We start from the raw sequence: 17,252 nt of genomic DNA, 5'->3' as shown, positions 1-17,252 counted from the left end.
GCGCAAAATGAACAAAACGCTGACCACGCTATTTGCCCTGGCTGTCGCTTCCGTGACCGCTATCTCCCATGCCCAGGAAGCCAAAGGCGACGTGGAAGCAGGCAAGCAAAAGATCGCCATGTGCATCGGCTGCCATGGCATCCCGGGCTACCAGGCCAGCTTCCCCGAAGTGCACAAGGTGCCCATGATCTCGGGCCAAAGCGCCAAGTACATTGCGGCAGCGCTGGTCGCTTACCAAAAGGGTGAGCGCAAGCACCCCACCATGCGCGGCATCGCCGAGTCGCTGTCTGAAAAAGACATCGCCGATGTGTCGGCCTATTACGAACAACACGGCAAGACCGGCGCCGAGCTGCCCGCCAAGTCATCGCGCGAACCCAGCGTGCAAGTAGCCGAGCTGCTCAAGAAGGGCGCGTGCGTGTCCTGCCACGGTGACAACTTCGCCAAGCCCATCGATCCTTCCTACCCCAAGATCGCGGGCCAGCACGCTGACTACCTCTTTGTGGCGCTCAAGTCTTACAAGGTGGAGAAGAATGCCAATGTGGGCCGCAACAACGCCATCATGGGTGGCGTGGCCAAGCAGTTCACCAATGCCGAGCTGAAGGCCCTGGCCAACTACATCAGCAGCGTTGATGGCGACCTGCACGTGGTGCCCCAGTCGCGTTTCCGCTGATACGGCCACCTGGCCCGCGCTCCCGAAAGCCCGCCTTGGCGGGCTTTTTTCATGGGGCTGCGGTTGCGGGCGCAGGAGCCCCACCGGTGTGCGGGCCCCTGCCAAAGTCCCTGGACGAACCCGAACGCGGCCTGCGCCTACAAGGGGTTTTGGTGGACCTTAGTAGAATGGACGAGGGTGTCGCAGTCATGGTGATTCGGCAGGTTCATGCGCTGGTCGGGCCGCCGCGCGGCTTCGCTGCGACCCATGAACTCTTCTCCGACCCTGATCCAAGTGATCGGCGCCGTCCTGTTCGGACTGGCCATCCTCCACACTTTTTCCACCAAGTTCTTCGAGCACCTGGCGCACACGCAGCCACGGCATGCGGGCATCTGGCATCTGCTGGGCGAGGTGGAGGTCGTTTTCGGCTTCTGGGCCATGGTGCTCATGCTGTTCATGTTTTCCATCAGCGGAAAACAGGAGGCCACGGCCTATCTGGACTCGCGCAATTTCACAGAGCCTTTGTTCGTGTTCGCGATCATGGTGATTGCTGCCACCCGCCCCATTCTGGAGCTGTCCGGGGCCGTGGTGCGGGCGCTTGCAGCCCTGCTGCCCGTGCAGCGCGGCATGGCCATGTACTTTGTGGTGCTGGCGTTCGTACCCCTGCTCGGGTCGTTCATCACCGAACCGGCAGCGATGACGCTGGCCGCCCTGATGCTGCGGGACACGCTGTTCTCCCACCCCATCTCCAGCCGGCTCAAGTATTCGACCATCGGCGTGCTGTTCGTGAACATCTCCATCGGTGGAACGCTCACTTCCTTTGCGGCGCCGCCCGTGCTGATGGTGGCCGCCAAGTGGAACTGGGACATCTGGTTCATGATGTCGAACTTCGGCTGGAAGGCGGCGGTGGCCGTGCTCGTCAACGCGGGCATTGCGATGCTGATCTTCCGTAACCAGCTGGGTCACATGGGGCGCAAGATCCCTGCCGCCGAGTCCCCCGTGCCGTGGACCGTGGCGGGTGTTCACCTCGCGTTCCTGGTGCTGGTGGTGGTGTTTGCGCACCATCCCGCAGTGTTCCTGGGCCTGTTCCTGTTCTTCATGGGGTTCACCACGGCCTACCAGCGCCACCAAAACCCGCTGATTCTGCGCGAGGCGCTGCTGGTGGCGTTCTTCCTTGCCGGGCTGGTGGTGCTGGGTGGCTTGCAGCAATGGTGGCTGCAGCCCGTGCTCATGAAGATGGATGCCAACGCCGTGTTCTTTGGCGCTGCGGCGCTCACCGCGTTCACCGACAACGCTGCGCTGACCTACCTGGGCTCGCTGGTCGAAGGCCTGAGCGACGAGTTCAAGGTGGCCTTGGTGGCGGGCGCCGTCACGGGGGGTGGCCTGACGGTGATTGCCAATGCGCCCAACCCGGCCGGGGCATCCATCCTGAAGGAGAAATTCTCGGACGGCGTTGTCAACCCGTTGGGTCTGCTGCTGGGGGCCTTGCCGCCTACGCTGCTGGCGGTGATAGCGTTCCGGGTGCTGTAGTGTTGTGAGACGGTCAGCGATCAGCCAGCACCGCCTGGTTGGTCATGGCTTCGCAGATGGATCGGATCTGAGGGCGCATCAGCCGGGCCACCTCATCACGCCGGTGCGATTCGAGCCGCCCCGAGATGGCGGCCACGCTGATGGCTGCGATGGGGTTGTCTGGCGGGAAGGCAATGCCAATGGCGGCTGTACCCGGCGTGACCACGCTGTCCAGAAACGCGTAACCCTTCTCGCGCCCTACCTTGATCGCTTCGCGCAGGTAGGGGGCTGTGACGAATCCGTACTTCTCGTACTTAGGTGCATTGGCTTCGATGATGGACTCTGCCTCGTCCGGCGGCAGGGCGCACAAGATGGCCAGCCCGCCCGCACCGACGCCCAGCGGCCGGCGAATGCCCACATCCAGCGCCAATGACTTGATGGGGTAGTCGCCCAGTGCGCGGTGGGTGCACACAGCCTCCAGCCCGCTGCGTTCGCTCAGGTAGATGGTGTCCTGTGTGACTTCGGCCAGCTTCTGCAGCGCGCCGTCACACAGTTCCGACAGTCGGTAGCGGGGCCGTGCGAGCAAGCCCAGCTCATACAGCAGCGGCCCCAGGTAGTACTTGCGCGTGTGCGTGTCTCGGTTCAACAAACCTTCTGCCTCCAAGCGATGAAGCATGCGAAAGCAGGTCGATTGCGGCAGACCGCTGGTGGTGGCGATTTCGCCGATGCGCATGCCGCCTTTTCCACGAGACGCCACGATACGGAGCATCTGCACCACGCGCTCAATGCTCTGGGTGCCAGTTTTTAGATTTCCACTATGTGGCGGTTTTTTTGTCTCAAAGGGGACTGTTGTGGTGTTTTTATTCATATTGTGTTTGTAGTTTGTATCCACATGGTGGGCAATATAGGGTTTACCCAGGCAGTTGAGCTGGCGTTTGATTTTTTAATAAGTGATCAAACGATTTGTTCAACTTCCACATAGTGGATAACTGGGTAAAGCCGCATGTCTTACACGATGACTGAAAAGATCCTCGCCCGGGTTGCAGGGGTGCCTGCCGTCAGGGCGGGCGACGAGATCCTGGCGCGGCCGGATTTCGTGATTGCCTACGACTTTCCGGGCTACACCGATGTGTTCTTCAAGGAGGCCAAGGAGGAGTTCGGTGTGGACAAGGTGCCAAGCCCTGAGCGCTTTGTGCTGTTCATCGACCACATGGTCCCGGCGGCTGCCCCCAAGGAGGAAGAACTCCATAAGATCACCCGTGCCTGGGGCAAGGAGCAGGGTGTGCCTGTGCATGAGCGCGAAGGCATTGGCCACCAGGTATCTGCCGAACTCGGCTATGCCACGCCAGGGGCGTTTGCTGTGCACTTTGACGGGCATGTGAGCCAGCTGGGCGCGTTCGGCACCCTGGCGATGGGCGCCCGCAAGAGCGTGCTGGAGACCTTTGTCTCCGAGCGCATGGCGCTCGTGGTGCCCGGCACGGTCAAGATCGAAGTCACCGGTACGGTGCAGCCCGGCGTGATGGCGCGGGATATCTTTCACCACCTGGTGCGGGTGATGGGGCCTTCGTCCTGCCGATTCAAGGTGGTGGAGCTGTGCGGCCCCGTGATTGACGCCATGAGCATCGAAGGCCGCCAGACGATCTGCGGCCAGGCCATGTTCCTGGGCGCGACGACGATGCTGATCGCCCCCGATGCCAAGACGCTTGAATACGCCAAGGGCCGCGCCAAGATCGCGCTGGACCCGGTTTACCCTGATGCCGACGCGCACTACGACCGCGTGGTGACGGTGGATGTGAGCAACCTGGCCCCCATCGTGGTGGCACCACCCAGCCCCGCCAACACGCGGGACCTGACCGAGTACGCTGGCCTGGAAGTGCACATGGGCTATCTGGGCAGCTGCGCCAGCGGCCGATTGGAAGACCTACGCATTGCAGCGCAGGTGCTCAAGGGCCGCAAGATCAAGCCGGGCTTCCAGCTGCATGTGGTGCCCACCTCGCAGGCCATCATGTCCCAAGCAGCCAGCGAAGGCCTGATTTCGACCCTGGTGGATGCGGGCGCTTTCATCAGCTCCTCCAGCTGCGACTACTGCTATGGCCGCATTGCCACCATGACGGATGGTCAGCGCGCTGTCTCCACCGGCACGCTCAACACGCCCGGTCGCATGGGCAGTGCCGATTCTGAAATCTTCATCTGCAACGCCGCTGTGGTGGCTGCATCGGCCCTGGAGGGCTGCATCACCGACCCCCGGCCTTACCTCTCCAACACCGAAGGGAGTGCAGCATGACTCTGCCCACCTTGCACGGCCGCGCGGCCTGGGTCTTTACGGAAGACGACTACGACATCGACCTGATCGTCGGCATCAAGAACATCAAGATCACCGACATCAACGAGCTGGCAGCGGTCACCATGACCAGCTACGACCCTGACTTTGCCCAGTCCGTTGCCAAAGGTGACTTGCTGGTGGGCGGGCAGAACTTTGGCTATGGCCACCCGCATTACCCGGCCATGCGCGCCATGCGCCACCTGGGCGTGGCAGGCGTGATTGCCGAGTCGTTCTCTCCCGGTTTCTTCCGGGGCGAGATCAGCATGGGGTTCCCGCTGATCACCTGCCCGGGCATCCGCGCGGCGACGCAGCGGTGGGACACCCTGCAGGTGGATTGGGAGCGCGGCGTGGTGGTCAACCAGCGCACGGGGCAGACACTGCCGTTCGAGCCCTGGTCGTCCACCGAGCGCGCCACGATCGAGGCGGGTGGGTTCACGCCCTATCTCAAGGCCCGGCTGGCACGCGAGCGTGCTGCCGCTGCGGCGGCGTGACGGGCAGGGGCATACCATGTTGCAGATGATTGTCAGCGGCGTCGCCCTGGGCGCCATCTACGGGCTCATCGCCCTGGGCATCGTGATGGTGTTCAAGGCGACGGGCATCCTCAATTTCGCGCATGGCGAAGCAGCCATGCTCTCGGCCTTCGTGGCCTACACGCTGTTCAAGCTGGGCCTGCCGCTGTGGGCTGTGGTGCCGCTCACGCTGCTCTTTGGCGCGGCTCTGGGCATGGCGATCGAGCGGTTCATCATTCGCCGCTTCATTGGCAAGGCGCTGCTGTCGTCTGCGATCTGCACGCTGGGCCTGTTCCTGGTGTTTGGCGATCTGGCCATCTGGGTGTGGGGCAAAGACACGCAGGAGCTGCCCAGCATCTTCCCGGCCGCGCCCATCGACATCGGGGGCGTGATTGTTTCGGGCATTGACCTGGGCATCGTGGCCGTGTGCGCTACGTTGGCCGCCCTGCTGTTTGCGTTTTTCCGCTTCACGCGGCTGGGTATTGCCATGCAGGCGACGATGGAAAACCCCACGGCTGCGCGCCTCATGGGCATTCCGATCAAGCGCATCTATGCGTTGGCCTGGGCGCTGTCGCACGTGATCGCAGCCACGGCGGGCTTGCTGATTGCGCCGCTGACTTTCGTGCACTTTTCGATGATGCAGCACGCACTTCACTTCGCGTTCGCTGCTGCGGTGCTGGGTGGCATTGGCAGCATGCCAGGCGCGCTTTTGGGCGGCGTGATCATTGGTGTGTCGTCAAACCTCACTGGCGCCTATGTGTCCTCGGCCTGGAAGGACGCCGTGCCCTTCATCGTGATGCTGGTCATCCTGATCCTGCGTCCCCACGGTTTGCTGGCCCGCGCCCAGATCAAGAAGGTCTAAGGAGCCGCCATGACCAAAGTCTTTGACACCTACCCCTGGCTCGGCCCGGTGCTGTTTGTGCTGGCCTTCGTGCTGGCGCCACTAGTGCCCGGTGGCTACGTGCTGTACATCTTCACGCTCGTCATCATCTACACGCTGGCTTCGTTCGGCACCAACATCCTCACGGGCTACACCAACCTGATCTCCATGGCGGGTGCCGTGTTCTTCGGCATCGGTGCCTATGGCTCGGCCATCTTGACCACGCACTTTGGCGTGCCGCTGGTGCTGTCTATGTTCATTGCCGCCAGCATCGCCACCGTGGTGGGGCTGCTGCTGGCTCTGCCCGTGCTGCGTCTGGAGGAGGTGTTCCTGGCGATTGCCACGCTGGGGTTTGTGATGATCTCGGTAGAGATTGCCAAGTCCAGCGGTGACATGTCGGGCGGCGAGAACGGCATGGGCGCACCTGGACCCACCCTGTTTGGCTGGGCGTTGGACGAGCGCGCGTACCACGTGTTCACCGCCGTCGTGCTGGCGGGGGCGCTGTGGGTTGCGCGCAACCTGGCACGCAGCCGCTTCGGGCGGGGCTTTCTGGCCATCAAGGGCAGTGAGACGGCGGCCCGCGCCCTGGGGCTGAACACCACGGCGCTCAAGCTGGTGGCGTTTGGCGTGTGTGCGTTCTACACGGGCCTGTCGGGCGCGCTGTACGCGCCACTGGTGCGCTTTATCGACCCATCGCTCTTCAGCATCATGGTGTCGATCAGCTTCGTCTCGATGGTCATCGTAGGCGGGCTGGGCTCCATCCTGGGCTCGGTGCTGGGCGCAGTGTTCGTCATCGGTGCGCCGCAGTTGCTCACGTACCTGGGGTTCGATCAGTTCCAGCGCGCGCTGTATGGCGTCGCGATGATCCTGGCGCTGATGTTCCTGCCCGACGGGTTGGCCAGCCTCTTCAAGCGCAAGCGTTTGCCCGGTGCAGATGCAGCGCAGAGCGGGGGGGTGCGATGAGAGTGATGGACGACAAGACCTTGCCGTCGCAGGCGCCTGTGGTGGCAGTTCCCGGCCGGGCTGCGCCTTTGCTCAGCATCCAGGGTGTGCGCATGGCGTTTGGCGGCATCGTAGCCGTGCAGGACGTGAGCTTCGACGTGATGCCCGGCACGGTGCACGCACTCATCGGACCCAACGGCGCTGGCAAGACGACGATGCTCAATTGCATCAGCCGCTTCTACACGCCCCAGCAAGGCGCCATGCGCTATCGCACAACCTCCGGTGACGTGGAGCTGCTGGGCTGCAAGGCCCACCAGGTGGCGCGGCTGGGCATTGCACGCACGTTCCAGAACCTGGAGCTGTTTGCCGAACTGACCGTGTTTGACAACGTGCTGATTGCGCGGTCGATGGCGATGCGCGCCACGCTGGTGGAGGCCCTGCTGTGTCTGCCGCGCCAGCGCCGAGAGGAGCGCGAAGAGCGTGAGCGTGTGGAGGCGGTGCTTGAAAAGCTCAGCCTGCACGCCCATGCGCATGCGGTGGTGCGCGACCTGCCCTACGGCACGCAAAAGCTGGTGGAGCTGGCCCGTGCCATGGCGCTGGAGCCACGCCTGATGTTGCTGGACGAGCCCGCTGCGGGCATGAACAACCGCGAGATCGACGCTCTGGGCGAAACGCTCAAGCGGCTGCAGGCCAACACGCAAGCGACGCTGCTGCTCATCGAGCACAGCATGCCGCTGGTGATGTCCATCTCGGACACGATCACCGTGATGCACAACGGCGCCTTCCTGGCGCAGGGCACACCCAGGGAGATCGAGAACCATCCCGCCGTGGTCGAGGCGTATCTCGGAGGAGGCAAGAGTGGTAAACGGCGTTGAGACATCCAGTGCACCGGCACTGCTGAGCGTGGACAACCTGAGCGCGGGCTACGGCAAGATCCGCGCGCTGCACGGCGTAAGCCTGCGGGTACCGCAGGCCCGCATCGTGTGTGTGCTGGGCGCCAATGGGGCTGGCAAGACCACGCTGATGCGTGCGCTCTCGGGCCTGCTGCCGGTCAGCGAGGGTCAGGCCATTTTTGATGGCCAGTCCATTGTCAACGTGCCTGCCGAAGCGCTGGTGCGGCGCGGCATTGCCCATGTGCCGCAAGGCCGCATGGTGTTTGCGCAGCTCACCGTGCGCGACAACCTGGTGCTGGGCGGCTACACCCGCCCCGCCGCCGAGGTGCGCGACGACATCGACCGTGTGCTGGGCTATTTCCCCCGGCTCAAGGAGCGCATCACCTCGCGCGCCGGCACCTTGTCGGGCGGCGAGCAGCAGATGCTGGCCATTGCCCGGGGCCTGCTGGCCAAGCCGCGCCTGCTGATGCTGGACGAGCCCTCCATGGGCGTGGCCCCCATCCTGAAGGACGCCATCTTCGAAACGCTGCGCGACATCCGCGACCGCGAAAACCTCACGCTGCTCATCGTGGAGCAGGACGCAGACATTGCGCTCGACATCTCCGACGAAGGCTACGTCATCGAGACCGGCCGCGTGGTGATGCAAGGCCCGGCCGCCGAGCTGGCGGGCAATGAGGACATCCGCCGCGCCTATCTGGGCGGCTGATCGCCAACCCAGACCCCCCAAGTTCCTTTCCCACCGATAAACACAGGAGACAAACCATGAGTCACTTCATTCCACGCCGTACGCTGCTGGCTGCCGCCGCAGCAAGCTGCCTGATGGCGACCACGCTGGACGTGCAGGCTTTCGAGAACAAGGACGAAGGTGTGCTGACCCAGGAGATCGTTCTGGGCTCCTCGCAACCGCTGTCGGGCACGCTGGCCTACATGGGCAAGGCCGTGGACGAAGGCATGCGCACGTACTTCGACATGGTCAACGAGCAAGGCGGCGTCAACGGCCGCAAGATCAAGCTCATTACCTATGACGACGAGCTCAAGCCCGCCAAGTCGGTGGCCAATGCGAAGCTGCTGGTCGAGCGCGACAAGGTGTTTGCCATGGTGGGCAACATCGGCCACGCCACCAACATCAGCGCCTACGAATACAGCTCCACCAAGAAGGTGCCCACCATTGGCGCGCTGAGCATCTCGGACCTGACCTCCAACCCGCCGCGCGACTTGTTGTACGTACTGCCATCACCGCAGTCCACCGAGACGGCGGCCTACATCGACCACGCGGTCGAGGTGCTCAAGGCCAAGAAGATCGCGATGCTTTACCAGAACGACGGCTGGGGCAAGCCGGCCTACGACATTGCCGTGCAGCGCATGGAAAAGCACGGCATGAAGCTGGTCGAGGCACAGACCTTCGAGCGCTTTGCGACCGACCTCACCTCCCAGGTCTTTAAGCTCAAGCAGGCTGAGCCGGATGTGGTCATCGTTTACGCGCTGGGTCAGGAGGCCGTGCAGTTCTTCCGCGGTGCCGAAAAGCTGGGCTGGAAGCCCACGGTGTTTGGCGCGGGCGGTCTCAACGACCCCAAGTTCATCGAGCTGCTGGGCAAGACGCAGTCCAAGCTGTACGTGGCTTCGTACTACGACGCCGTGGACGGCAACAACCCGGCCATCCAGTCGTTCTTCCAGCGCTACGCCAAGCTGTACCCCAAGTCGGCGCCCACGTCGATGGCGCTGATGGGCTATTCGTCAGCCGCTGTGACGGTTGAGGCTTTGAAGCGTGCCGGTGCCGAGCCCAGCCGTGCCAAGGTGGTGGCCGAGCTGGATGGCATGAAGGACTTTGACCAGAAGATTGGCCCCAAGATCACCTTCCAGCCTATCAGTGCTGGTGGCTATGCGCGGCGCGGCCAGACAGGCGTGGCGCTGATGGAGCTCAAGGACCAGAAGTTCGTGTCCATGGGCAGCTATATCGACCCTGTGAAGCGCTGAGGACCTGACCATGACCAAGAGCTTGCGACAACATATGCGTGCGCGTATCCAGTCGGGCCCCACTTTCTGGATGGCGGGCGCTCAGGATGCCCTCTCGGCCCTGCTGGTCGACCAGTCGGACTTTGATGGCATCTTCACCACCGGCTTTGGCATCTCGGCATCGTTGCTGGGCCAGCCAGACATGGAGGTCTACACGTTGACGGAAAATGTCGGCGTGGTGCACCACATCGTCAATGTGGTGAAGAAGCCAGTGTTTGCAGATGCCGACACCGGCTACGGTAACGTGATCAACGTCGCCCGTACGGTGCGTGAATTTGAGAAGGCGGGCGTGGCGGCCATCTCTATCGAGGACCAGATCAGCCCCAAGCGCTGCCCGGCGGCGGCGGCCGTTACGCCTGTGGTGTCCATCCCGGACGCCGTGGCGCGCATCAAGGCAGCGGTGGATGCCCGTCAGGACCCGGACTTCCTCATCGTCGCACGCACCGATGTGGCAGACCCCGAGGAGGCCATCGAGCGCGCCGTGCGTTTTGCCGAAGCCGGGGCGGACCTGATCCAGCCCATCTCGCGCACCTTCAAGGGCTATGAGGACCTGGTGCGCTTGCGCGATGCCTCGGGCCGCCGGCTGTCGCTGCAGCTCATGCAGGGGCTGTGGATGTCGCGCCTGACGCGCTCGCAGATCGAAGAAGTGGCGGCCTTTGCCACCTACCCGGTGGTGACGCTGATGAGCACGGTGCATGCCTTGCAGAAGAACCTGGCCACGCTGTCGGCGCGCCGCACGGGCGATGTGGACGGCTTGCCCTGCGGGCAGACCAGCATGGCCGACTTCAAGGAAGTGATCGGCTGGAAGGCGATGGAAGAGTGCCAGGCGCATTACGAAACGGCTTGATCGTCCCTGAAGGGCTTTCACCACCAAAAACAAAGGCCAGTGCCCATGGGGCACTGGCCTTTGTCGCTTTCTCAGAGGCTTGCCGGATCAATCGCGCGTGGCGCGGCGTTGCACGGCGGCGATGTAGGCGTTGCCATCCGGCGGTCGGCCGGAACGCTGGCTCTCCCACAGCATCTCGCCCAGGCAGTCCATGGCGGCGTGGTGTGCGTCGTGCAGCGAGTCGAGGCGTGCCGTCAGCAGCTCCACCGCCTGGCGGATGCCACGGGGCTGGTCGATGCTGCACTGTTCGCTGATCGAAAGATGCATCGACAGGTGCAAAAACGGATTGGTCTGGTCCGGTGTTTCGTCGTAGTTGCGCGCCACGGCGGCGTCGGCATCCGACAGGTCGGCGTGGTATTCGGGGTGCTCGGCGATCCACAGGCTGGCCAAAGTTTCGATGGCTTCCATGGGGGCGCCGCTCTGGGTCTTGGCGTGCACACCGCACAGAAAGCGGCGCACATCGGCTTGGGAGGGGCTGAACATGGGGCATGAGGGTAGCACGCAGGGCAAGGGCCTGGCACGCGCAGGGGCGGTGAGGGCGAGGGCAGGGCGGTGCGGGTCGCGCCCGCGCGCTACAGGGCGCCGGGGCGGCGTCCTACGCGGGCGGCGGGCTCGCGCACCTACATTGGGCTGGCGCAAAGGCAGGGAGCCGGGTCCCCTTTGTTGCAGTCCTCAAAACCCGGCATGTTGGGAGAACTGTCATGAAGGCAATGCGAATTGTGGGTGTGCTGCTGTTGGTGCTGGGCCTAGCCGGGTTTTTGACCGGTGGCTTCAGCTTTACCAAGGACACCACCCAGGCCAAGCTGGGGCCGCTGGAACTCACCGTGAAGGAAAAAGAGTCCGTCAACATTCCGCAGTGGATGAGCCTGGGCGCGATGGTGCTGGGCGGCGTGGTGCTGGTGCTGGGCTTTCGCAAGAACTGAGGTCACCTATCGTTCACCCGTCGTGGCGAGCGGCTGGGGTTGCGGCTCCGGCCCTTGCCCTATCCACGTAAGACGAGTGTTGGAGCTTCAGTTTCAGGCGCTCGTCGCGATGGGTGACCCCCAACTCCCGTTGAGGATGTTCCGTTCGTCCCAAGGCGCCTACCCCCTTGGCGCTCCCATCATGCGCGAAATGGTCCGCGCCGCGCTCAGCAGCGCGGGCAGCAGGCTCTCCTGCATCATGGCCGCACTCGTGCGGTTGGCCTGACCGCTGATGTTGAGCGCCGCCACCGTCTGCCCTGTGCGGTTGGTCAGGGGCGCAGCAATCGAAATCAATCCCTCTTCCAGTTCCTGGTTCACCAGGCACCAGCCTTGCTGTCGCGCCTGGCGGATGTGGGCCAGCAGCGCCTCCATATCCGTGGTGGTGTGCGCGGTAAAGCGTTGCAGGGGGTGGCCCTGCAGCCGGGCCCGCAGTTCGTCGTCTGGCAACCCTGCCAGCAGCATGCGGCCCATGGACGTCCAGCACGCGGGAAGGCGCGAGCCCACGCCCAGCGTGGTGCGCATGATCTTGTGCGTGGGCACGCGCAGCACGTAAACGATGTCCAGGCCATCGAGCACGGCGGCCGATGACGACTCGCGCACCTCTTCCACCAGGTCTTCCATCACCGGCTCGGCCAGGTTCCAGATGGGCAGCGAGGACAGGTACGCAAACCCCAAATCCAGGATGCGCGGGCTCAGGCGAAACAGCTTGCCGTCCGTCTCCACATAGCCCAGCGTCTGCAGCGTGAGCAGGATGCGGCGCGCGCCTGCGCGGGTCAGGCCGGTTTGCGCCGCCACTTCGCTCAAGGTTTGCTGCGGTGTGGCTGCGCTGAACGAGCGGATCACCTCCAGCCCGCGCGCGAACGACTGCACATAGCTGTCGCTCGGTTTGGGGTCTTTGGCTTCAGGGGTTTGGGAATTCATACGTATGCCAACTATAATTCTTTAAGCGAACATTTGTTCTTTATGTGAACAAATTTCAGAGAGACAACACAAGCAAACCTAGAAAGCGTTGCAATGATCAACAAACTGGCGGACTCGGTGGCCCAGGCCCTTGCGGGGGTGAAGGATGGTGCCACGGTGTTGATAGGAGGCTTCGGCACGGCCGGGATTCCGGGCGAGCTGATCGACGGCCTCATCGCCCAGGGTGCGCGGGACCTCACCGTGGTCAACAACAACGCTGGCAATGCCGACCAGGGCCTGGCCGCGCTGCTCAAGGCCGGGCAGGTGCGCAAGATCATCTGCAGCTTTCCGCGCCAGGTCGATAGTTATGTGTTCGATGAGCTGTACCGCAGTGGCAAGCTCGAACTCGAACTCGTGCCCCAGGGCAATCTGGCCGAGCGCCTGCGCGCTGCGGGCGCGGGCATCGGCGCCTTCTTCTGCCCTACGGCGCATGGCACGGAGCTGGCCGCCGGTAAGGAGACGCGTGAGATCAATGGCAAACACTACGTGCTTGAATACCCCATCCACGGTGACGTGGCCCTGATCAAGGCCGAGAAGGGCGACCGCTGGGGCAACCTCACCTACCGCATGTCGGCGCGCAACTTTGGCCCGGTGATGGCCACTGCTGCCAAGACCACGATTGCCACCGTGCACGAAGTGGTGGAGCTGGGCACGCTGGACCCCGAGGCCATCGTCACCCCCGGCATCTACGTGAGCCATGTGGTAAGGATCGCGCGCACCGCTACCCAGGCGGGTGGGTTCAAGAAATCAGCATGAAATTGGCACCTACCGCCTGAGGAGTAAGCGTGAGTAGCTATCAAAAGCGTAGTAAAGACGAGTTGGCCCAGCGTGTGGCGCAAGACATCCACGACGGCGCCTACGTCAACCTGGGCATCGGCCAGCCGACCTTGGTCGCCAACCACATCCCCGAGGGTCGCGAGGTCATCCTGCAAAGCGAAAACGGCATTCTGGGCATGGGCCCGGCGCCCGCTGCGGGACTGGAGGATTACGACCTCATCAACGCGGGCAAGCAGCCCGTGACGTTGCTGCCCGGCGGCGCGTACTTCCACCACGCCGACAGCTTCGCGATGATGCGCGGCGGCCACCTGGACATTTGCGTGCTGGGCGCGTTCCAGGTGTCGGCCACGGGCGACCTGGCCAACTGGAGCACGGGTGAGCCCGGCGCCATCCCCGCCGTGGGCGGGGCGATGGACCTGGCCATTGGCGCCAAGCAAACCTGGGTGATGATGGACCTGCTGACCAAGCAGGGCGCGAGCAAGATCGTCACGCAATGCAGCTACCCGCTCACCGGTGTCGCGTGCGTGAAGCGTATCTACACCGATCTGTGCACACTGGCCTGCACGCCCACCGGGCTGCAGCTCATCGACACCGTGCCCGGCCTGTCGCTGGCGGAGCTGGAGCAACTGGTGGGCCTGCCCATCCGGGCCCCGCAGACCACGGCGGCCTGACCGCACCTATCCAACCCACCCGAGAACCGAGGAGACAAAAACCATGACGACCCGCCAAGCCTTCATCTGCGACGCGATCCGCACCCCCTTCGGCCGCTACGGCGGCGCCTTGTCCAGCGTGCGCACCGACGACCTGGGCGCCATCCCCATCAAGGCGCTGATGGACCGCAACCCCGGTGTGGACTGGGCGGCCGTGACCGACGTGCTCTACGGCTGCGCCAACCAGGCCGGTGAAGACAACCGCAACGTGGCCCACATGGCCAGTCTGCTCGCAGGCCTGCCCATCGACGTGCCCGGCGCCACGATCAATCGCCTGTGCGGCTCGGGACTCGACGCCGTGGGCACCGCAGCGCGCGCCATCAAGGCGGGCGAGGCGGGCCTGATGATCGCGGGCGGGGTGGAAAGCATGAGCCGCGCGCCCTTCGTCATGCCCAAGGCCGACAGCGCCTTCAGCCGCAACAACGCGGTGTACGACACCACCATCGGCTGGCGCTTCATCAACAAGCTGATGAAAGAAAAGTACGGCGTGGACTCCATGCCCGAAACCGCCGAGAACGTGGCGACCGACTTCAAGATCGAGCGCGAAGCCCAGGACCAGATGGCCCTGCGCAGCCAGCTCAACGCGGTGGCTGCCATCAAGGCTGGCCACCTGGCGCGCGAGATCGTGCCGGTGCACATCCCGCAAAAGAAGGGCGACGCCATCATCGTGAGCCAGGACGAACACCCGCGCGAGACCAGCCTGGAAGCGCTGGCCAAGCTCAAGGGCGTGGTGCGGCCTGACGGCACGGTGACGGCGGGCAACGCGTCGGGCGTGAACGACGGCGCCTGCGCACTGCTGCTGGCTGATGAAGCCAACGCCGCCAAATACGGCCTCAAGCCCCGCGCCCGCGTGGTGGGCATGGCCGTGGCCGGTGTGGCGCCGCGCATCATGGGCTTTGGCCCCACGCCTGCCACGCTCAAGGTTCTGGCGCAGACAGGCCTGACCATCGACCACATGGATGTGATCGAACTCAACGAAGCCTTTGCCGCGCAAGGCCTGGCCGTGTTGCGCGCCCTGGGTATCAAGGACGACGACGCGCGCGTGAACGCCTGGGGCGGCGCCATTGCGCTGGGCCACCCACTGGGCGCCAGCGGCGCGCGCCTGGTCACCACCGCCGTCAACCGCCTGCACGAACATGCTGGCCAGTACGCCCTGTGCACCATGTGCATCGGCGTGGGCCAGGGCATTGCCGTGATCCTGGAGCGCGTGTGACCGTGATTGAGCGCAACCCCACACCGGTCACAGTCATCACCGGTGCCAGTAACGGCATCGGCCGCGCGATTGCCGAGGCCGTGCTGGGCCAGGGCCATGCCGTGGTCAACCTGGACTATGTGCTGCCCAGCTGGAGCCACCCGCAACTCACCTCGTACCAGGGCGACTTGACCGACGAGGCATCGACCCGCGAACGTGCGGCCGAGATTGCGGCCAAGCACAACGTCACGGCCCTGGTGAACAACGCGGGTGCCACGCGCCCCGGCACCATCGACACCGCCACCACCGCGCAGCTGGATGACGTGGTGGGCCTGCACCTGCGGGCGCCCATGTTGCTGGTGCAGGCGTTCTTGCCCACGCTGCGTGCCAGCGGCCAGGGCCGCATCGTCAACATGTCGTCGCGCGCCGCTTTGGGCAAGGGCGAGCGCATCGTGTATTCGGCCACCAAGGCCGGGATGATCGGCATGACACGCACGCTGGCCATGGAGCTGGGGCGTGACGGCATCACGGTCAACGCCATCGGCCCCGGGCCCATCGCTACCGAACTCTTCCGCCAGAGCAACCCCGATGGTGCGCCGCAGACGCAGCGCATCCTGAACAGCATCGCCGTGGGCCGCATGGGCACGCCCGACGACGTGGCGCGCGCAGCGCTGTTTTTCCTCTCGCCCGACAACGGTTTCGTGACCGGGCAGGTGTTGTACGTGTGCGGAGGCACCACGCTGGGAGTGGCGCCTGTTTAGAGCGGCTAACAAAACTCTTCTGGCGTCGTTGCTGTGTCTTGTCGTACTGCTCGTACTGCCTGCGACACAGCGCCTAGCCAGAACCGCTTCGCTGAGTTTTGTGAGCCGCTCTTAGCAGCCTGAACTGATCTTCCCTGCCGCCCTGCAAGGGGCGCACCCCTGTTCTCGCCCGGAGGCCTCGGCGCCCGGTTGAGGCCACGGCGCGGCCGGATGTCGCGTCCGTGAGACCCATTTCATCCACCTTGTTGAAGGAGACAAACCATGACCCGTTCCATCCACACCACCCGCCGTTCCGCGCTGTCGGCCGCTGCCTGCGCGGGCATTGCCGCTATCGCAGGTGCGGGCCTGCTGGGCAGCAGCGCCGCAATGGCCCAGGCCTATCCCAGCAAGCCCGTCACCATCGTCGTGCCCTTTGCCGCAGGCGGCACCACCGACATCCTGGCCCGCATCATCGGCCAGGCGCTGACCACCGAGCTGGGCCAGTCGGTCATCGTGGACAACCGCGCGGGCGCGGGCGGCAACATCGGCGGCGCCATGGCGGCCAAGGCTCCGGCAGATGGCTACACCCTCTTCATGGGCACGGTGGGCACCCATGCCATCAACGCCAGCCTGTACAAGAAGATGCCGTTTGACCCCATCAAGGACTTTGCTCCGCTCACGCGCGTGGCCAATGTCCCCAACCTGCTGGTGGCCAACCCGGCCCAGCCCTACAAGAGCGTGAAGGAGCTGATCGCCTATGCCAAGGCCAACCCCGGCAAGGTCAACTTCGGCTCGTCGGGCAACGGCAGCTCCATCCACCTGTCGGGCGAGCTGTTCAAGAGCCTGGCCAAGGTGGACATGGTGCACGTGCCCTACAAGGGCAGCGCCCCAGCCGTCACCGACCTGCTGGGCAACCAGATCGGCATCATGTTCGACAACATGCCCTCGGCCATCCAGCATGTGCGCAGCGGCAAGCTGGTGCCGATTGCCGTGACCACCGCCAAGCGCTCTCCCGAGCTGCCCAATGTGCCCACCATCGCCGAAGCGGGTGTGGCGGGCTACGAAGCCACGTCGTGGTTCGGCATGTTTGCCCCCGCAGGCACGCCTGCGCCAGTGCTGGCCAAGCTGAACACTGCGTTGGTCAAGGTGCTGGGTCAGGCGGATGTGAAGAAGAAGATCAACGACCAGGGGGCCGAAGCTACGAGCGAAACCCCTGCGCAGTTTGCCGCCTTCATCCAGGCTGAAAGCGTGAAGTGGGGCAAGGTGGTGAAGGAGTCGGGTGCAAGTTTGGACTGAGGCCCGCGCAG

General features: G+C 64.3%; 19 protein-coding genes. 16 read left to right on the top strand and 3 right to left on the bottom strand.

Features of this window, described 5'->3' with window-relative positions; translation table 11 throughout:
* Nucleotides 1–7: 7 nt before the first annotated feature.
* Nucleotides 8–670 carry a c-type cytochrome gene (locus tag ACSQ3O_RS21975; protein ID WP_436140484.1) on the top strand — a complete coding sequence of 221 codons (663 nt, stop codon included), beginning with the start codon at nt 8–10 and terminating at the stop codon, nt 668–670.
* A 246-nt stretch (nt 671–916) separates the two neighbouring features.
* A complete protein-coding gene (locus ACSQ3O_RS21970) occupies nt 917–2,179 on the top strand; it encodes a putative Na+/H+ antiporter (protein WP_436140483.1) in 1,263 nt (420 codons plus the stop codon).
* Between the two features lie 13 nt (nt 2,180–2,192).
* Here the strand turns inward: ACSQ3O_RS21970 and ACSQ3O_RS21965 are convergent, their stop codons facing one another.
* Entirely contained in the window at nt 2,193–3,026 is an 834-nt protein-coding gene (locus tag ACSQ3O_RS21965; protein WP_436140482.1) for an IclR family transcriptional regulator, read from the bottom strand.
* Nucleotides 3,027–3,161: 135 nt separating this feature from the next.
* On the opposite strand from ACSQ3O_RS21965, the gene ACSQ3O_RS21960 reads away from it, so the two are divergent.
* From ACSQ3O_RS21960 to ACSQ3O_RS21925, 8 genes are read left to right on the top strand one after another with little or no spacing between them, the layout of a single operon-like run.
* Nucleotides 3,162–4,442, top strand: a complete 1,281-nt coding sequence (locus ACSQ3O_RS21960) for a 3-isopropylmalate dehydratase large subunit (RefSeq protein WP_436140481.1) — start codon at nt 3,162–3,164, stop codon at nt 4,440–4,442.
* Complete coding sequence (locus tag ACSQ3O_RS21955; RefSeq protein WP_436140480.1) at nt 4,439–4,972, top strand: 3-isopropylmalate dehydratase; 534 nt, start codon at nt 4,439–4,441, stop codon at nt 4,970–4,972. The genes ACSQ3O_RS21960 and ACSQ3O_RS21955 overlap by 4 nt, the downstream gene beginning before the upstream one ends.
* A gap of 16 nt (nt 4,973–4,988) precedes the next feature.
* A complete protein-coding gene (locus ACSQ3O_RS21950; protein WP_043566893.1) occupies nt 4,989–5,852 on the top strand; it encodes a branched-chain amino acid ABC transporter permease in 864 nt (287 codons plus the stop codon).
* A gap of 9 nt (nt 5,853–5,861) precedes the next feature.
* Nucleotides 5,862–6,833, top strand: a complete 972-nt coding sequence (locus tag ACSQ3O_RS21945) for a branched-chain amino acid ABC transporter permease (protein WP_436140479.1) — start codon at nt 5,862–5,864, stop codon at nt 6,831–6,833.
* Between the two features lie 5 nt (nt 6,834–6,838).
* Nucleotides 6,839–7,687 (top strand): ABC transporter ATP-binding protein, encoded by an 849-nt coding sequence (locus tag ACSQ3O_RS21940; protein ID WP_436140478.1) that lies wholly within the window; start codon nt 6,839–6,841, stop codon nt 7,685–7,687.
* Nucleotides 7,671–8,411 carry an ABC transporter ATP-binding protein gene (locus ACSQ3O_RS21935; RefSeq protein WP_436140477.1) on the top strand — a complete coding sequence of 247 codons (741 nt, stop codon included), beginning with the start codon at nt 7,671–7,673 and terminating at the stop codon, nt 8,409–8,411. The genes ACSQ3O_RS21940 and ACSQ3O_RS21935 overlap by 17 nt, the downstream gene beginning before the upstream one ends.
* A 56-nt stretch (nt 8,412–8,467) precedes the next feature.
* Entirely contained in the window at nt 8,468–9,679 is a 1,212-nt protein-coding gene (locus ACSQ3O_RS21930) for an ABC transporter substrate-binding protein (RefSeq protein ID WP_436140476.1), read from the top strand.
* Nucleotides 9,680–9,689: 10 nt separating this feature from the next.
* Nucleotides 9,690–10,565, top strand: a complete 876-nt coding sequence (locus ACSQ3O_RS21925; protein WP_436140475.1) for an isocitrate lyase/PEP mutase family protein — start codon at nt 9,690–9,692, stop codon at nt 10,563–10,565.
* Nucleotides 10,566–10,652: 87 nt separating this feature from the next.
* On the opposite strand, the gene ACSQ3O_RS21920 is transcribed toward ACSQ3O_RS21925, so the two are convergent.
* A complete protein-coding gene (locus ACSQ3O_RS21920; protein WP_137745901.1) occupies nt 10,653–11,087 on the bottom strand; it encodes a DUF1841 family protein in 435 nt (144 codons plus the stop codon).
* Between the two features lie 218 nt (nt 11,088–11,305).
* Between ACSQ3O_RS21920 and ACSQ3O_RS21915 the strand changes: the two genes are divergently transcribed.
* The gene (locus ACSQ3O_RS21915) at nt 11,306–11,527 is read left to right on the top strand and encodes a hypothetical protein (protein ID WP_015015527.1); all 222 of its coding nucleotides are present in this window, start codon (nt 11,306–11,308) and stop codon (nt 11,525–11,527) included.
* 159 nt (nt 11,528–11,686) lie between these two features.
* On the opposite strand, the gene ACSQ3O_RS21910 is transcribed toward ACSQ3O_RS21915, so the two are convergent.
* Nucleotides 11,687–12,487 (bottom strand): IclR family transcriptional regulator domain-containing protein, encoded by an 801-nt coding sequence (locus ACSQ3O_RS21910; protein WP_436140474.1) that lies wholly within the window; start codon nt 12,485–12,487, stop codon nt 11,687–11,689.
* Between the two features lie 93 nt (nt 12,488–12,580).
* On the opposite strand from ACSQ3O_RS21910, the gene ACSQ3O_RS21905 reads away from it, so the two are divergent.
* The 5 genes from ACSQ3O_RS21905 to ACSQ3O_RS21885 all read left to right on the top strand — a co-directional run bounded on the left by ACSQ3O_RS21905 (nt 12,581) and on the right by ACSQ3O_RS21885 (nt 17,241).
* On the top strand, nt 12,581–13,282 hold the full coding sequence (locus tag ACSQ3O_RS21905) for a 3-oxoacid CoA-transferase subunit A (protein ID WP_137745903.1): 702 nt from the start codon (nt 12,581–12,583) through the stop codon (nt 13,280–13,282).
* Nucleotides 13,283–13,311: 29 nt separating this feature from the next.
* A complete protein-coding gene (locus ACSQ3O_RS21900; protein ID WP_137745904.1) occupies nt 13,312–13,974 on the top strand; it encodes a 3-oxoacid CoA-transferase subunit B in 663 nt (220 codons plus the stop codon).
* A gap of 43 nt (nt 13,975–14,017) precedes the next feature.
* Nucleotides 14,018–15,226 (top strand): 3-oxoadipyl-CoA thiolase, encoded by a 1,209-nt coding sequence (gene pcaF / locus ACSQ3O_RS21895; protein ID WP_436140473.1) that lies wholly within the window; start codon nt 14,018–14,020, stop codon nt 15,224–15,226.
* The gene (locus ACSQ3O_RS21890) at nt 15,223–15,966 is read left to right on the top strand and encodes an SDR family NAD(P)-dependent oxidoreductase (protein ID WP_436140472.1); all 744 of its coding nucleotides are present in this window, start codon (nt 15,223–15,225) and stop codon (nt 15,964–15,966) included. The genes pcaF and ACSQ3O_RS21890 overlap by 4 nt, the downstream gene beginning before the upstream one ends.
* A gap of 261 nt (nt 15,967–16,227) precedes the next feature.
* Entirely contained in the window at nt 16,228–17,241 is a 1,014-nt protein-coding gene (locus tag ACSQ3O_RS21885; protein ID WP_436140471.1) for a tripartite tricarboxylate transporter substrate binding protein, read from the top strand.
* Nucleotides 17,242–17,252 lie beyond the last annotated feature (11 nt).

It is taken from the genome of Acidovorax sp. LjRoot74, assembly GCF_964254355.1.
Lineage (GTDB): Bacteria > Pseudomonadota > Gammaproteobacteria > Burkholderiales > Burkholderiaceae_C > Acidovorax.
This window is presented reverse-complemented; position numbering and strand designations above follow the sequence as displayed.

Coding starts and splice junctions, on each gene's coding strand:
- ACSQ3O_RS21975 (WP_436140484.1), top strand. CDS start 8: ATGAACAAAACGCTGACCACGCTATTTGCCCTGGCTGTCGCTTCCGTG.
- ACSQ3O_RS21970 (WP_436140483.1), top strand. CDS start 917: ATGAACTCTTCTCCGACCCTGATCCAAGTGATCGGCGCCGTCCTGTTC.
- ACSQ3O_RS21965 (WP_436140482.1), bottom strand. CDS start 3,026: ATGAATAAAAACACCACAACAGTCCCCTTTGAGACAAAAAAACCGCCA.
- ACSQ3O_RS21960 (WP_436140481.1), top strand. CDS start 3,162: ATGTCTTACACGATGACTGAAAAGATCCTCGCCCGGGTTGCAGGGGTG.
- ACSQ3O_RS21955 (WP_436140480.1), top strand. CDS start 4,439: ATGACTCTGCCCACCTTGCACGGCCGCGCGGCCTGGGTCTTTACGGAA.
- ACSQ3O_RS21950 (WP_043566893.1), top strand. CDS start 4,989: ATGTTGCAGATGATTGTCAGCGGCGTCGCCCTGGGCGCCATCTACGGG.
- ACSQ3O_RS21945 (WP_436140479.1), top strand. CDS start 5,862: ATGACCAAAGTCTTTGACACCTACCCCTGGCTCGGCCCGGTGCTGTTT.
- ACSQ3O_RS21940 (WP_436140478.1), top strand. CDS start 6,839: ATGGACGACAAGACCTTGCCGTCGCAGGCGCCTGTGGTGGCAGTTCCC.
- ACSQ3O_RS21930 (WP_436140476.1), top strand. CDS start 8,468: ATGAGTCACTTCATTCCACGCCGTACGCTGCTGGCTGCCGCCGCAGCA.
- ACSQ3O_RS21925 (WP_436140475.1), top strand. CDS start 9,690: ATGACCAAGAGCTTGCGACAACATATGCGTGCGCGTATCCAGTCGGGC.
- ACSQ3O_RS21920 (WP_137745901.1), bottom strand. CDS start 11,087: ATGTTCAGCCCCTCCCAAGCCGATGTGCGCCGCTTTCTGTGCGGTGTG.
- ACSQ3O_RS21915 (WP_015015527.1), top strand. CDS start 11,306: ATGAAGGCAATGCGAATTGTGGGTGTGCTGCTGTTGGTGCTGGGCCTA.
- ACSQ3O_RS21910 (WP_436140474.1), bottom strand. CDS start 12,487: ATGAATTCCCAAACCCCTGAAGCCAAAGACCCCAAACCGAGCGACAGC.
- ACSQ3O_RS21905 (WP_137745903.1), top strand. CDS start 12,581: ATGATCAACAAACTGGCGGACTCGGTGGCCCAGGCCCTTGCGGGGGTG.
- pcaF (WP_436140473.1), top strand. CDS start 14,018: ATGACGACCCGCCAAGCCTTCATCTGCGACGCGATCCGCACCCCCTTC.
- ACSQ3O_RS21885 (WP_436140471.1), top strand. CDS start 16,228: ATGACCCGTTCCATCCACACCACCCGCCGTTCCGCGCTGTCGGCCGCT.